General features: G+C 70.0%; 12 protein-coding genes and 3 pseudogenes. 8 read left to right on the top strand and 7 right to left on the bottom strand.

Features of this window, described 5'->3' with window-relative positions; all coding sequences use genetic code 11:
* Positions 1-224: 224 nt before the first annotated feature.
* Complete coding sequence (gene pepN, locus HET64_RS27285; RefSeq protein ID WP_215109811.1) at positions 225-2,834, bottom strand: aminopeptidase N; 2,610 nt, start codon at positions 2,832-2,834, stop codon at positions 225-227.
* 145 nt (positions 2,835-2,979) lie between these two features.
* Here pepN and HET64_RS27280 point away from each other — a divergent pair, with 145 nt between their 5' ends.
* The 3 genes from HET64_RS27280 to HET64_RS27270 all read left to right on the top strand — a co-directional run bounded on the left by HET64_RS27280 (position 2,980) and on the right by HET64_RS27270 (position 4,547).
* Entirely contained in the window at positions 2,980-3,630 is a 651-nt protein-coding gene (locus HET64_RS27280; RefSeq protein WP_215109810.1) for a DsbA family protein, read from the top strand.
* 49 nt (positions 3,631-3,679) lie between these two features.
* On the top strand, positions 3,680-4,132 hold the full coding sequence (locus HET64_RS27275; RefSeq protein ID WP_215109809.1) for a GNAT family N-acetyltransferase: 453 nt from the start codon (positions 3,680-3,682) through the stop codon (positions 4,130-4,132).
* Positions 4,133-4,199: 67 nt separating this feature from the next.
* Positions 4,200-4,547 carry a VOC family protein gene (locus tag HET64_RS27270; protein ID WP_215109808.1) on the top strand — a complete coding sequence of 116 codons (348 nt, stop codon included), beginning with the start codon at positions 4,200-4,202 and terminating at the stop codon, positions 4,545-4,547.
* Between the two features lie 72 nt (positions 4,548-4,619).
* Here HET64_RS27270 and HET64_RS27265 read toward each other — a convergent pair whose 3' ends face one another.
* Positions 4,620-6,068: an NCS2 family permease gene (locus HET64_RS27265; protein WP_215109807.1), complete on the bottom strand. Its 1,449-nt coding sequence runs from the start codon at positions 6,066-6,068 to the stop codon at positions 4,620-4,622.
* A gap of 336 nt (positions 6,069-6,404) precedes the next feature.
* On the opposite strand from HET64_RS27265, the gene HET64_RS27260 reads away from it, so the two are divergent.
* Positions 6,405-7,031 carry an XRE family transcriptional regulator gene (locus HET64_RS27260; protein WP_215109806.1) on the top strand — a complete coding sequence of 209 codons (627 nt, stop codon included), beginning with the start codon at positions 6,405-6,407 and terminating at the stop codon, positions 7,029-7,031.
* 213 nt (positions 7,032-7,244) lie between these two features.
* On the opposite strand, the gene HET64_RS27255 is transcribed toward HET64_RS27260, so the two are convergent.
* The gene (locus HET64_RS27255; RefSeq protein ID WP_215109805.1) at positions 7,245-8,159 is read right to left on the bottom strand and encodes an NAD(P)-dependent oxidoreductase; all 915 of its coding nucleotides are present in this window, start codon (positions 8,157-8,159) and stop codon (positions 7,245-7,247) included.
* A 59-nt stretch (positions 8,160-8,218) separates the two neighbouring features.
* Here HET64_RS27255 and HET64_RS27250 point away from each other — a divergent pair, with 59 nt between their 5' ends.
* The gene (locus tag HET64_RS27250) at positions 8,219-8,656 is read left to right on the top strand and encodes a MerR family transcriptional regulator (protein ID WP_215109804.1); all 438 of its coding nucleotides are present in this window, start codon (positions 8,219-8,221) and stop codon (positions 8,654-8,656) included.
* Here the strand turns inward: HET64_RS27250 and HET64_RS27245 are convergent.
* Positions 8,629-9,408: an SDR family NAD(P)-dependent oxidoreductase gene (locus HET64_RS27245; protein ID WP_215109803.1), complete on the bottom strand. Its 780-nt coding sequence runs from the start codon at positions 9,406-9,408 to the stop codon at positions 8,629-8,631. The two genes, HET64_RS27250 and HET64_RS27245, sit on opposite strands and share 28 nt — an antisense overlap.
* A gap of 185 nt (positions 9,409-9,593) precedes the next feature.
* Here HET64_RS27245 and HET64_RS27240 point away from each other — a divergent pair, with 185 nt between their 5' ends.
* Both HET64_RS27240 and HET64_RS27235 read left to right on the top strand, forming a co-directional pair.
* Positions 9,594-10,184: an SMI1/KNR4 family protein gene (locus HET64_RS27240; protein ID WP_215109802.1), complete on the top strand. Its 591-nt coding sequence runs from the start codon at positions 9,594-9,596 to the stop codon at positions 10,182-10,184.
* 121 nt (positions 10,185-10,305) lie between these two features.
* Positions 10,306-10,899 carry a hypothetical protein gene (locus HET64_RS27235; protein WP_251145937.1) on the top strand — a complete coding sequence of 198 codons (594 nt, stop codon included), beginning with the start codon at positions 10,306-10,308 and terminating at the stop codon, positions 10,897-10,899.
* A 31-nt stretch (positions 10,900-10,930) separates the two neighbouring features.
* On the opposite strand, the pseudogene HET64_RS27230 reads toward HET64_RS27235, so the two are convergent.
* From HET64_RS27230 to HET64_RS40140, 3 genes and pseudogenes are all read right to left on the bottom strand, one after another.
* Positions 10,931-11,068, bottom strand: a pseudogene (locus HET64_RS27230) (antibiotic acetyltransferase); the annotation flags it as partial.
* A gap of 20 nt (positions 11,069-11,088) precedes the next feature.
* A pseudogene (locus tag HET64_RS27225) lies at positions 11,089-11,908 on the bottom strand (IS5 family transposase).
* Positions 11,909-11,987: 79 nt separating this feature from the next.
* Positions 11,988-12,407 (bottom strand): DUF5958 family protein, encoded by a 420-nt coding sequence (locus tag HET64_RS40140; RefSeq protein ID WP_374105579.1) that lies wholly within the window; start codon positions 12,405-12,407, stop codon positions 11,988-11,990.
* A gap of 262 nt (positions 12,408-12,669) precedes the next feature.
* Between HET64_RS40140 and HET64_RS27220 the strand changes: the two are divergent.
* Positions 12,670-13,723: pseudogene (locus HET64_RS27220) on the top strand (type IV secretion protein Rhs); the annotation flags it as partial.

The raw sequence follows: 13,723 nt of genomic DNA, 5'->3' as shown, positions 1-13,723 counted from the left end.
GAGCGGGGTGTTCTGGGTCATGTCCCGGGGTTTCCCGCCCGTGGAGGGTGCCCTAACCCCTGTTACACGTCCGTCGACAATCCCGGACAACGCCGTCCTAAAGCACGGACGTTCGACAACCGAAAAGGGCCGTCGCGCCGGGAATCGGGGGAGGGGCGACTCGGGCGGGTGTACGAGCGCCGCTTTCACGTCGCACGCACGTCCCGCCCGAGCGCCCCCTCATTTCACGCCGTCCGCGCCGCGGCCCGGTCGCACTCCTGGCCGCGCAGTGCCCGCGCGAGATCGTCCCGGGCCTCCAGCACCAGCCGCCGCAGCGCCGGGGCGGCGTCCTCGTGCTCGCCCAGCCAGGCGTCGGTCGCCGCGAGGGTCGCGGGGCTGTCCTGGAGGCCGGGGAACATCCCCCGCACCACGTGCATGCCGATCTGGATGGACCGCTCCGCCCAGATCCGCTCGATCACCTCGAAGTAGCGGCGCGCGTACGGGGCGAGCAGCTCCCGCTGGGAGGGCTGCCCGAAGCCGGCGATCGTCGCCTCGACCAGGGCGTTGGACAGCTTGTCCGACTCCACGACCGCCGCCCACGCCTGCGCCTTGACCGCCTCCGAGGGGCGCGAGGCCAGGCACCGTACGTGGTGACGCTTGCCGGAGGCCGTGTCGTCGCGGGCCAGCTCGGCGTCGATCGCCGCCTCGTTCGCCACCCCGTGCGAGGCCAGCGGGGAGAGGAAGGACCAGCGCAGCTCCTGGTCGACGTCGAGACCGTCGATCCGGGCCGTGCCCTCCAGCAGCCCGCCGAGCAGCTGGAAGTCCGCCTCGGACGAGGCGACCGCCGCGAAGAAGCGGGCCCAGGTCAGCTGGTGCTGGCTGCCCGGCTCGGCGGTCCGCAGCTCGCGCAGCGCGCCGTCGGCCAGCGCCCGGCCGCCCTCCTCGCGCCAGTCGGGGGCCGCGTAGTTGACCAGCGCGGACTGCGCCCAGGCGTGCAGCATCTGGAGGACCCCGATGTCGCTCTCCCGCCCGGCGAACGCCATCACCAGCGCGACGAAGTCGCGGGCCGGCATCAACGCGTCCCGGGTCAGGTTCCACAGGGCCGACCAGCACAGGGCACGGGCCAGCGGGTCCGTGATCTCGCCCAGGTGGTCGCGCAGCGTGGCCAGTGACCCCTCGTCGAAGCGGACCTTGCAGTACGTGAGGTCGTCGTCGTTGACCAGGATCAGATCGGGCCGCTCGGAGCCGGCCAGGGCCTCCACCACGCTCCGCTCACCGGCCACGTCCACCTCGGCGCGCGCGTAACGCGTCAGCTCGCCCTCCGGCGTACGCCGGTACAGGCCGACCGCGACGCGGTGCGGTCGCAGCTCCGGGTGCGAGGCGGCGGCCTCCTGGACGACGGCCAGCTCGGTCAGCGTTCCGTCCGCGTCGTACGTCGGCACGGGGGTGAGCACGTTGACGCCCGCCGTCTGGAGCCAGGAGCGCGACCAGGCCGTCATGTCGCGGCCGGACGTCTCGGCCAGCACCGACAGCAGGTCGCCCAGGCGCGTGTTGCCGTAGGCGTGGCTCTTGAAGTAGCGCCGGGCGCCTTCGAGGAACGCGTCGCGCCCCACGTACGCCACGAGCTGCTTGAGCACGGAGGCGCCCTTGGCGTACGTGATCCCGTCGAAGTTCAGCTTGGCGTCCTCCAGGTCACGGATGTCCGCCGTGATGGGGTGCGTGGAGGGCAGCTGGTCGGCGCGGTAGGCCCAGGCCTTGCGGTTGTTGGCGAAGGTGATCCAGCCGTTGGTGAAGCGGGTCGCCTCGACCATCGAGAAGGAGCCCATGAAGTCCGCGAAGGACTCCTTCAGCCACAGGTCGTCCCACCACTCCATGGTGACCAGGTCGCCGAACCACATGTGCGCCATCTCGTGCAGGATGACGTTGGCACGCCGCTCGTAGGCGGCCGAGGTGACCTTGCCGCGGTAGATGTACTCCTCGCGGAAGGTGACCATGCCCGGGTTCTCCATGGCGCCGAGGTTGTACTCGGGCACGAACGCCTGGTCGTACTTCCCGAAGGGGTACGGGTAGTCGAAGTGGTCGTGGAAGAAGTCCAGGCCCTGCTTGGTGATCAGGAAGACGTCGTCCGCGTCGAAGTGCTTGGCGAGCCCCTTGCGGCACATCGCGCCGAGCGGGATCTCCAGCGTGCTGCCGTCGCCCAGGGTGCGGCTGTAGTGATCGCTCACGTAGTGGTACGGACCGGCGACGACGGCCGTGATGTACGTGGAGATCGGCTTCGTCTCGGCGAAGGTCCACACCCCGTCCTCCCGCGACTCCTCGGCCCCGTTGGACCAGACCCGCCAGCCGTCGGGGGCGGCCACCCGGAAGCGGTAGGGGGCCTTGAGGTCGGGCTGCTCGAAGTTGGCGAAGACACGACGGGCGTCGGCCGGCTCGTACTGCGTGTAGAGGTAGACCTCGCCGTCCTCCGGGTCGACGAAGCGGTGCATGCCCTCGCCGGTCCGGCTGTACGCGCAGCGGGCGTCGACCACGAGGACGTTCTCGCCCTCGACGAGCCCGTCCAGCGCCACCCGCGTCCCGTCGAACACGACGGCCGGGTCGAGGGCCGTCCCGTTCAGCGTCACCGCGTCCACCCCCGGGGCCACCAGGTCGGCGAAGGTCGAGGCGCCCGCACGGGCGGAGCGGAACCGGATCGTGGTGAGCGACCGGAACGTCCGCGGACCGCCCCCGTCGCCCCCGTCGGCCCCCTCGGGCTCGCCGACGGCGGACCGCAGGTCGAGTTCGACCTCGTATCCGTCGACGGTCAGCAGCTCGGCCCTCTTCTGGGCCTCGTCGCGGGACAGGTTTTCACCGGGCACGGGCACTCCTTCGTGACGCGCGTCATGTGTCGTGTTCGAACCCATTGATCCTTGCATGTGTCTCCGAGGGGTGGCATTCAGGGAATGGCTGCCCGTCCGGAGGCGTTCTCGCCCGCAGGTGCAACACGCCCTTCTGAGGAGAGACATGTCCGAGAACACCCCGGCCAACGGCAAGACCCCGGTCGACTTCTGGTTCGATCCGCTCTGCCCGTGGGCGTGGATGACCTCGCGCTGGATGCTGGAAGTGGAGAAGGTCCGCGACGTCGAGGTCCGCTGGCACGTGATGAGCCTGGCCGTCCTCAACGAGGACAAGCTGGACGAGCTGCCGGAGGAGTACCGCGACCTCCTGGAGAACAAGGCCTGGGGCCCGGTCCGGGTCGTCGTCGCCGCCCGGCAGCTCCACGGCGACGAGGTCGTCGGCCCCCTCTACACCGCGCTCGGCACCCGCTTCCACAACAACGACGAGGGACTCACCCCCGAGACCGTGGCCGCCGCGCTGAAGGACGTCGGCCTGCCCGCCGACCTCGCGGAGTACGCCGACTCCGACCGGTACGACACCGAGCTGCGCGCCTCCCACAAGGAGGGCATCGACAAGGTCGGCGAGGAGGTCGGCACCCCGGTCATCGCCGTCCCCGGCGCGGACGGCGAGCAGGTCGCCTTCTTCGGCCCGGTCGTCACCCCCGCACCCAAGGGCGAGGACGCGGCGAAGCTCTGGGACGGCACGCTGCTGGTCGCCTCCGTCCCGGGCTTCTACGAGATCAAGCGGACCCGGACGCAGGGCCCGGTCTTCGACTGACGCCGGCCGAGCCGGTGGCCGCGCGTATCCGCAGGGGGATGATGACCCCATGCGGATACGCGCGGGCGAGGCGGCCGAAGCCGCCGCACTGACCGAACTGGCCCTCCGGTCGAAGGGCCACTGGGAGTACGACGCGGAGTTCCTGGCCGCCTGCCGCGAGGAGCTGACCGTCCGCCCCGCGGACGTGGCGGCCCGGCGGACGGCGGTGGCCGAGGAGGACGGCCGGATCCTGGGCTTCACCACCCTGGACGGAGAGCCGCCGAGGGGCGCGCTGGGCATGATGTTCGTCGAGCCGGACACCATCGGCAGGGGCGTCGGGCGACGGCTGTTCGCCCACACCATGGACGAGGCCCGCCGCCTCGGCTTCACCCGCCTCACCATCGACGCCGACCCGAACGCGGAGCGCTTCTACCGGGCCATGGGCGCCGTCCGGATCGGCGTCACCCCCTCCGGCTCCATCCCGGGCCGCGAACTCCCGCTGCTGGAGGTCGCGCTGGCCTGAGTGGGGCCGACAGCGGGCCGGGCGGGCTTCCGGCCCGTTGTCAGTGGTGCGCCGTACGGTGAGGGGCATGCGCATCTCACCGGAAATGATCACGATCGACTGTGCCGACCCCCAGGCCCTGGCCGCCTGGTGGGCCGAGGCGCTGGGTGTCGAGGGGACGCAGGACTACGACGCGTTCGTCGTCCTCGCCGCGACCCCGCTGGTCCTCGGCTTCCAGCGGGTGCCCGAGCCCAAGGCCGCCAAGAACCGGGTCCACGTCGACTTCTCCTCGCCCGACCGCCCGGCCGACGTGGAGCGCCTGGCGAAGCTGGGCGCGACCGTCGTCGGCGAGCAGTCGATGCAGGGGATGTCCTGGACCGTCCTCAAGGATCCGGAGGGCAATGAGTTCTGCCTCTCCGACGCCGGAAGCCACTGACCCGGAAGCCGCTGACCCGGTGGTCACCAGGGCCGGTGGCGACCGGCCCCGGGAGCCAACGCCCCGGCTCCGCTACTTGAGGCCGAGGATCTGCTCCAGCGGGTCGATGACGAAGTAGACCAGGAAGAGCGCGGCGGTGCCCCACAGCAGCCAGTGGACCTCGCGCGCCTTGCCCAGGCACGCCTTGATGACCACGTAGGCGACGAAGCCGGCGCCGATGCCGTTGGTGATGGAGTAGGTGAACGGCATGACGACGATGGTGAGGAAGGCCGGGATGGCGACGTCGTAGCGGTCCCAGTCGATGTGCTTGACCTGGGTCATCATCAGGAACCCGACCACGACGAGCGCGGGCGCCGCCGCCTGGAGCGGCACGATCGTCAGGACGGGCGTGAGGAAGAGGGCGAGCGCGAACAGACCGCCGGTCACCATGTTGGCGAAGCCGGTGCGGGCTCCTTCGCCGACACCCGCCGCTGATTCGATGTAGGTGGTGGCCGACGACGAGGACGCGGCGCCACCGGCGACGGCGGCCGCACCGTCGATGAGCAGGACGCGGCCGAGGCCGGGTACCTGACCCCGCTCGTCGAGGAGCCCGGCCTCCGCCGTGACACCGACGACCGTGCCCATCGTGTCGAAGAAGTCGGACAGGATGAGGGTGAAGACGAGCAGGACGACCGTCAACACGCTGACCTGGCCGAACGACCCGAACAGGTCGAACTGGCCCAGCAGCCCGAAGTCGGGTGCGGCGACCGGGTTGTCGGGGATCGAGGGCGACGTGAGCCCCCAGGACTTGATGCTGGCGATCTCGTTGATGACGATGGCGACGACGGTCATCAGGACGATGCTGATGAGGATCGCGCCCTTGACCTTCCGGGCGACCAGCACGATCGTCAGGAGCACGCCCAGGCAGAAGACGAGCATCGGCCAGCCGGTGAGCGTGCCGGTGCCGAGCTGGACCGGCACGGTGGAGTTCGCGGCGTCGGGGATGCGGGTGACGAACCCGGCGTCCACGAAGCCGATGAAGGCGATGAACAGGCCGATGCCGACGCTGATGGCCTGCTTGAGGGGCTGCGGAATGGCGTGCATGATCGCCTCGCGCAACCCGGTCATCACCAGAACGCAGATCAGCAGCCCTTCGAGCACGATGAGGCCCATCGCGTCGTCCCAGCTCATCAGGGGAGCGATCTGGTAGGCGACGACGGCGTTGATGCCCAGACCCGCCGCCAGGGCCAGTGGCAGATTGCCGCCCACACCCATGATCAGCGTCATCACCGCGGCGACCAGAGCGGTGGCGGTGACCAGCTGCACGTTGTCCAGCTGCTTGCCGAACTTGTCCTCGGCCCCGCCGAGGATGATCGGGTTGAGCACCAGGATGTATGCCATCGTGAAGAACGTGGCGAATCCGCCGCGTATCTCCTGGAGGTAGGTCGAACCGCGTTCGCTGATGCGGAAGAACCGGTCGACGGCGCCCCCCGATCCGCTGGGCTTCGCGTCGGGCGGCGGGCTGGTCGTACTGGGGTGCATGACGGAGTCTCCTGAGCCTGCGAATGATGGGGAAGGGGGGTTTCGCCGGTGCTGCCCGAAGTGAGTGGCAGGCGCTGTGCGAACGCACATGCGGCACCTTGCGAGCGGATCATACGCGGCAACGGTGGGATCGCAACTACCCGCGTAGAGCGTGCAGTTGGTCCCTTTTCGGCCCTGTGGCTTCCTACGGAATCAGCGGTGACCTTTTCCGCCAAACCGGCAGGCAGCCGACAGCGGGTATGGAATTGGCGGTGACAGCTCCCCTACGCTCCGTATGTGCACCCACCACTCCCTTTCAACGCGCGGGCAGCGCGCGCCTTGCGCGAGAAACTCGGGATGGCACCCGGTCATGTCGCCTACGGCATGCGCGCGTCCTTCGGCACGTCACACGTCGGGCCCGAGCATGTGATCGCTTGGGAGCGCGGAACCCATGTGCCGGACGCGACGGAGTTCACCGCCCTGGCGGGCGCGTTGTGGTGTCGGCCCAGTGAACTCATGGGCCACCCGAGCACCCTGCTCGAACACCGCATAGCGCGTGGCGTCTCGGCCGAGGAGGTCGCTCGCGCCACCGGTCTCACCCTCGACGCGTATCTGTCCATGGAGGAGGCCGGTCTGTGGGCCGGCGACAAACGGCAGTCCGTCAAGCTCGGTGAGGTCCTCAGCCTCCCCCCGCGCGATTTCATCGCCATCACCAGGCTGGAGGAGGAACTGGCCCGTCTCCTCACCGAGGCGGTCTCCACGCGCTGGCAGGCGCACATCCGCGACATCGCCAAGCTCGTCTCCATGGAGCGCCGGGACCTGAAGAGCCCGCTGTCCGCCATGCACCAGGAGTACCAGGGCCTCCTGGCGGCGACCCTGAGCCGGGCCGGCGGCACCACGGCGTCGGGCGAGGACGGACGTCGCTACGTCGAGAACATCGTCGACCACTTCTGGACCCGGCTGCCGGGGTCCTCCGGGGCCTAGGCCCTGTCGTCGAACCGCCGCCTGCCCCGCGGCGCCATGCACGCGCTCTCGCCGCACCGGGCACAGGCCCGAGTACGTCCAGTACGAGGACCTGCGTCCGGCACACCGAGAGCACGCACCTGACCCCGCAGGGCCGTCCTCCGGGCGACGACGGCAGTTTGACGACAGGACCTGGCCCGGCGGGCCCGTGCGACCCGCCGGGTTCCGCCGCCGCTACCGGGCGTCCGGCTCCGCCGCCTTCTTGAAGACCTCGAACACCGCCAGGTAGTTCGACCCGCCGTGGCCGTCCTTGATGGCCTGTGCCGCGATCTCCCGCATCAGCCGCGGCTGCCCGGTGTGCACGCCCGCCTCCTCGCAGGTGAGGGCGATGTGCTCCAGCGCGTTCAGGTTCATGTGCAGGGTGCCCAGATCGCCCGGGTAGTGGCCCGCGTCCAGATCCGGCGCCTGCTCGACGAGGGTCGCGTCCACCACCGTGGGCAGGAACCGGTTCACCGCGAGATCGGCGAACTCCGCGGCCCGTACGCCCGCCGAGCCGACCAGCGCGGTGGCGTGCAGGAAACCGTTCATCGTCGCGTACATCAGGCCGAGCAACGCCGCGTTGTGGAGCACCGCGAGCCCGGGGTCGGAGCCGAGATACCGGGGGTCGCCCAGGCTCGCCAGCGTGGCCCGGTGGGTGTCGAAGACCTCGCGGGGACCGCTGAAGAGGAAGACGGATCCGGGGTCCCCGACGAGGGGCGGCGGCACCATGACCGCACCGTCCAGGTAGGTGACGCCCCGCTCGACCGCCCAGGAGGCCGCCGCGTGCGCCTCGTTCGGCGTGCCGGAGTTGAGGTTGACCAAGGTCCGGCCCGCCGACGCGTCGCCGGCGGGGTCGAGCACCTCGTACAGCGTCGCGTAGTCCTTGAGGCAGACGACGGTGAGTGGGCCGGCGGCCAGGGCGTCGGCCACGGACCCCGCGAGCCGCGCGCCCCGGGCGACGAGATCCCGGGCCTTGTCCGGGGTGCGGTTCCAGACGGTGGTGGGATGGCCGTTCTTCAGGAGGGCGTCGGCGAGGGCGAGGCCCATGGGACCGAGTCCGATGACGGTAACGGGGTTGTCCTGCGGGTGTGTTGAAGGCTGATGCGTCATGCGCCCTAGGCTGCTGTCTCACACCGGTGTGAGAGTCAACCGAATGTGGTGGTCGTCATATGCGCATGGGGGAGTTCTCCCGACGGACGGGCGTCAGCCAGCGGTCGCTGCGCTACTACGAGGAGCAGGGCCTGCTGCGCCCGTCCCGTCGCCCGAGCGGCTACCGCGAGTACGAGGAAGCGGATCTCGTGACCGTACGGGGCATCCGCATGCTGCTGGCCGCCGGTCTCAACACGGCCGTCATCGCCGAACTGCTGCCCTGCATGGTCGACGAGGGCCGCATCCTGGAGCCCGCCTGCTCCAGCATGCTCCCCGACCTGCACCGCGAACGCGCCCGCATCGACGAGGCCGCCGCCGCCCTGTTGGCCGCCCGCGACCGGCTGGACGCGCTGATCGAGCTGACGGCGGAGTCGGGCGTGACCGACGAGGAGGCGTGCGCGGCGGCGGGCCGGGGCGCGAACAGACGTGATCACCCGGTCGTCGGCGGTCCGAGGTAGGTGCCTCCGGAGACGTCGATCGTCTGGCCGGTGATCCAGCGCCCCCGCGGCCCCGCCAGGAACCCCACCACGTCGGCGACGTCCTCCGGCAGGCCCATCCGCCCGAGCGCGGTGATCGACTCCAGTGCGGCCACCGCCTCGGGAACGTCGGCGTAGGCGCCGATCATGTCGGTCAGCACCACGCCGGGCTCGACCGTGTTCACGGTGATCCCCCGCCGTCCCAGTTCGTTGGCGAGCGACGGGCCGAGAGCCGCCAGCGCCGCCTTGCTGACGGTGTAGCCGATCTGGAGGGGGTTGGCGATCCGGGTGGCGGCCGACCCCATGTTGACGATCCGCCCGCCGTCCCGCAGCAGCGGCAGCGCCCGCTGCACGACGAAGACCGGCGTACTCACATTGACCGCCAGCACCCGCGCGAACTCCTCCTCGGTGAGCTGCCCGATCGGCGTTGCCGAGTGGATCCCCGCGTTGTTGACGAGAATGTCCAGGCCGTCCACGCCGTGGTCCTTGAGCCCGGCCCCGAACCCCTCGAACAGCCGGTCCACCGCCCCGCTCCCGCCGAACAGGGCCCGCACCGCGAAGGCCCGTCCGCCGGCCCCGACGATCCGCCCCACGGTCTCGGCGGCGGCCGCTTCGTTGCCGCCGTAGTGGACCGCGACCAACGCCCCCTCGGCGGCGAGCCGCAGGGCGACCGCCCGCCCGATGCCCCGCGAGCCGCCCGTCACCAGTGCGGTCCTGCCGTCCAGTTCCCCCATGATCGCTTCTCCCCTCGCGATGCCCCGGCCCCTGGTCGGACCGGGGATCGAATCAGCGTAGGCGGCCGTGGTGCGGTGCGCCGCGGCGTTGCACGGAGTGCGGCGAGCCGGTCGTCCGGTCTCGGCCATGCCCGCGGGAGCACGGTCCACGTCCGGAGCGCTGGGCGGTCTCTCGCGGATCTTGCATGATGACCGGCATGAACACGGAAACCTGCGACCCGGCCGAATCGGCCGCTCTCCGCGAGATCTTCGCGCCCCGTCCCGATGCGGTGCCGCCGGCCGGCCCCGAAGCGGTGCGGTCCTTCGAGACCGAGCACGGCATCGTGCTCCCGGAGCCGTACCGCACCTTCGTGGCGGAGATCTGCGACGGACTGCGCGAGGGACCGCCCGACTACGGGCTCCTGCCCTTCGCGAAGACGCCCTCGGACTGGGGCTCGGAGCGCCCCGAACGCCTGCTCGCCGAGCCCTTTCCGCTCACGGAGGCATGGCTGTGGGACGCGGACGGCGACGAGACGGCGCTGTCGGAGCAGGAGTTCGACGACCGGGTGGAGTCGGTGTTCGACCACGGCTCTCTGGTGCTGGGCACCGACGGCTGCGGCATGTACTGGCACCTGATCGTCACCGGCCCGCAGCGCGGTCATGTCTGGCTGATCGACGAGAACGGCGCGATACCTTTCGGCACCCGGTCGGCCGCCTCCCTGATGCCGGGCGTGCCCGGTTTCGCGGGGTGGGTGGCCCACTGGGCCCGGGGCCACTCCTGGTTCGCGGACGACTAGGGCGTTCGCGGTGCCGCGCCGTGGCGGGGGTCGCGAGCCCTCGCAGGGTTCCCCCGCGCGGCGGAGGCGGATCATCACGCGGTAGGACGTGCCGGGCCCTGCGGCGCGCGAGATTCGGGGTATGACGACGACGGATCCCACCCCGCCGGAAACCCACGTGCCCCCGCCGGCCCGGCCACCGGTCACGCCGCCCCCGCGCTGGGCGGTCCGCGCCGCCCATGTCGCGGCGTGGTCGACGGTCCCTTCCGGGGTGTGGCGCGTCGCGCTCGTGCTCGGGGTGCCGGTCGGGGTGATGGAGCGCGAGGAGTTCCTCGCCGGGTTCCCGGACAACTCCCCGCTGCTCGCCCTCGCTTACGTCCTGCTGCTCGGTGCGGTCGCCGAGGCCGCCTCGTACCTCACGCTCGGCCTGGTGCGACCTTGGGGGGAGGTGGTGCCGCGCTGGATTCCGCTGCTCGGCGGCCGCCCGGTCAACACCGGGCTCGCGGTCCTCGCCGCTTCGCTGGGAGCCCTCGCGGTCACCTTCCTGTGGTGGGTCCTCTTCTTCGGCGGACTGCTGACCGCCGAAAGCCCCGACCCCGGCGTCTCGGTCGGTGAGGCCCTCTTCGTCGCCGCCTACGCACCCCTCCTGCTGTGGGGCCCGCTCCTGGCGGCGGTGACCTGGTCGTACCACCGCCGCTTGCGCCCCGCACGGTCCGTGCCGGAGCCCCGCCGGTAGCGCTGCGCCTGTGCGGTCGACCCGGAACCGTTCAGGCCCGAGGCGTCCCCGGCGCCGCCGCCTCCAGCTCCGCCACCGTGCCCGACATCACCGTACGGATATAGCGCGTCAGATGGTCCGCCGGCCAGTCCCACCAGGCCACCGCCAGCAGGCGCGCGATGTCCGCGGAACCAGGCCGCTTCCTGTGGATCACATTGCTGACCAGATGAAGATGGCGGCAACGTGCAGCCCGCCGAGGCAGATGGTGGCGGTCTTGTCGTATCGGGTGGCCAGACCGCGCCATTGCTTGAGCTTGTTGATACACCGCTCGACGGTGTTTCGCTGCTTGTAGGCGGCGCGGTCGAAGGCTGGAGGCCGACCGCCGAGGCTGCCTCCGCGCTTGCGGTAGGCGGCCTGGTCGGCCGGTTGTGGGATCACCGCCCGGATCTCGCGACGCCGCAGGTGATCGCCTTATCGGCCAGGACCACATCCGGTGTTGTTCGCGGTCTGCCGATCGGCCTGGCCACCCGGATCCGTGCCATGAGCGACTCGAAGGCGGGTGCGTCACCTGCCTGGCCCGCGGTGAGGACGAAGGCGAGTGGTCGGCAGCGACTGTCGGCGGCGAGGTGCGCTTCTGTTGTCAGGCCACCGCGAGACCGTCCGAGGGCATGATCGTCCGGCTCGCCAACAGGAGCTCTTTGACGGGCCCCGGCCGCGTGCTGATGAGCACGGACGACCGTGGAGTCGACCGCGACGACCCAGCCCAAGTCGCCCGCAGCATCCGCTTGGGCCGGCAGGGCGGTGGACACTCTCGCCAAGGTGCCGTCGGCGGCCCGGGTCCGCAGACGGTTGTGGACGCCCTTCCACGACCCAAAGTGCTTGGACGGTCCATCCACGGTGTCCCGGTGCGGTACTTGAACTCGATCGCATCAAGCACCTGTCGGTGGTCCCGCCACCGCCCACCCCGCCTCGGCGACCGGTCCGGTAGTAACGGCTCGATCCCCGCCCACTGGCCGTCAGTCAACGACACACATCAACAAACGATCAGACGATCCAGCGGCAACGACCAGGGGACCCTCATTCGGGTCGACGTGCGCCGCCACGGCGTCTCACCGGGGAGACAAGTTGTGCCATATGTGCCCGCAAGGGCCTTTGCAGTACGTGCGCCTGCGGCGGGTGTCGGCGATGGAGAACGCCGAGACGAGGACACGGAACGCTTTGACGTGTTCATCGGCCGGGAGGGCTGCGAACCCGTAGCGAGGTGGGTCCATGCAAATCATCACCGAAGGGTTGGCCGTGGGTTTCACGCCGGACCGGGCAACACCTTCACGCCCGTCTGCCGGCGTGATGTGGGCCTGCATTGCGTAGCTGGCGACTTCCTGCAGTACAGCCTGCCGTCCTGCCGGGGAAAGGGCGGAGAACCAGGATGTTCCCTCGTCCAACGTGCAGAGCTCTTGGGCGACCTCGTTGACGACTTGCTCGGCTTCCCGCCGAAGCGCTCGCCCATCCTCACCGCTGGTCCCCAACATCTACCGATCATTCCACAGCGCCTCGATCGAGAACGGGCCTGAGACGGGCAGTGCGACTCTTCGACTCACTCGCGTCATGATCCACAGGCAACGGCCTGGTCGCCGACCTCCACCAACTCCGCGGTGACCAGGAGCTTCGGCTATACCACACGCGGCTGGCCGGTTCTGCAGGTCGCGTCTCGAACCGCTGACTTATGTCGTGGCAGGATGAGTTGGCGAAGCTGCAGGGAATCAGGCATACGGATAACGGGGGTTGCTGACTGTGGGCTACACCATTCCTGACGGCGTCGACACCATGCTCGACGTGGTCGGTGTCGGTTGGCCCAACGTCGACGAAGATGCCTACCGCGACATGGCGGACGCTTTGAGGCAGTTCGCGGAAGACGCGGAGGACGACGGAGGTGCCGCGCACCGGCATATCCAGCAACTGCTCCTCAGCGGACAGAGTGAATCACTAACCGCTCTTGATACGCACTGGTCGAAGGTGCAGAGCAAGCACAAGGACCTGGCGAAAGCTGCCCGGCTCATTGCGGGTGCTCTTGACAGGGTCGCGGACCTGATCGTGGCCCGGAAGATCGCCGCTGTTGGGGAGCTGGCCGACCTCTGCGCCACCGTGGGCATCACGCTCGCCTTCGCCCCGGTGACAGCTGGCCTGTCAACCCTTCTGGCGGGGGCGAAGATCGCGGCCACCCGTATCGCGTTCAAGAGGATTCTCAAGGAGATGGCAGAGGCTGCCGTGGCGGAGATCGTGGCCATCCTCACGGAGCCCGCAGTCGCCGCGATCGAGGACGTCGTTGCGGACCTGGCCATCCAGACCGCGCTGAACGTGGCCGGTGTGCAGGACGGGGTCGATATCGACCAGGCAGTACGTGCGGGCAATGTGGGACTCCAGCTCAACTCTGCAGCGGGGGCAACCGGCCCTGGCCCCGGCCCCGGAGCCGGTCCGGTCATCGATCACGACGCGCACGCCAAAACGGGCATGCGCCTGACCGGCGTTCAGATATCCATGCGCGAGAAGACCGGTGGCAAGCTCACGAAGGCCAAGGGTCACCATGGCCGGGCCAAGGGCAAGGACTCTCTGACGGCAGTCCTCGACACCACCATCGACGGCGTGACCGACAGGCTCGGCAAGGCGCTCAAAGACCTTGGCGACCATGTCGGGAATACGCTGCCCAACTCCATTTCCAAGAGCTCGAAGATCCACAAAGAATCCGACCAGGACGTTCGCGATGGGATCAAGAAGATCCAGTCCGGTTCCGGCCAGGACGCCGGTGCCGGGCCTGGGGGAGGCGGGGGAGGCGGTCGCAACGGTGGAG

The sequence above is a fragment of the Streptomyces sp. McG3 genome (genome assembly GCF_018619185.1).
GTDB lineage: Bacteria > Actinomycetota > Actinomycetes > Streptomycetales > Streptomycetaceae > Streptomyces.
Note: the sequence above shows the minus strand (reverse complement) of the source record. Positions and strands in the feature narration are given on the sequence as shown.

Coding starts and splice junctions, on each gene's coding strand:
- HET64_RS27280 (WP_215109810.1), top strand. CDS start 2,980: ATGTCCGAGAACACCCCGGCCAACGGCAAGACCCCGGTCGACTTCTGG.
- HET64_RS27275 (WP_215109809.1), top strand. CDS start 3,680: ATGCGGATACGCGCGGGCGAGGCGGCCGAAGCCGCCGCACTGACCGAA.
- HET64_RS27270 (WP_215109808.1), top strand. CDS start 4,200: ATGCGCATCTCACCGGAAATGATCACGATCGACTGTGCCGACCCCCAG.
- HET64_RS27265 (WP_215109807.1), bottom strand. CDS start 6,068: ATGCACCCCAGTACGACCAGCCCGCCGCCCGACGCGAAGCCCAGCGGA.
- HET64_RS27260 (WP_215109806.1), top strand. CDS start 6,405: ATGGCACCCGGTCATGTCGCCTACGGCATGCGCGCGTCCTTCGGCACG.
- HET64_RS27255 (WP_215109805.1), bottom strand. CDS start 8,159: ATGACGCATCAGCCTTCAACACACCCGCAGGACAACCCCGTTACCGTC.
- HET64_RS27250 (WP_215109804.1), top strand. CDS start 8,219: ATGCGCATGGGGGAGTTCTCCCGACGGACGGGCGTCAGCCAGCGGTCG.
- HET64_RS27245 (WP_215109803.1), bottom strand. CDS start 9,408: ATGGGGGAACTGGACGGCAGGACCGCACTGGTGACGGGCGGCTCGCGG.
- HET64_RS27240 (WP_215109802.1), top strand. CDS start 9,594: ATGATGACCGGCATGAACACGGAAACCTGCGACCCGGCCGAATCGGCC.
- HET64_RS27235 (WP_251145937.1), top strand. CDS start 10,306: ATGACGACGACGGATCCCACCCCGCCGGAAACCCACGTGCCCCCGCCG.
- HET64_RS40140 (WP_374105579.1), bottom strand. CDS start 12,407: ATGTTGGGGACCAGCGGTGAGGATGGGCGAGCGCTTCGGCGGGAAGCC.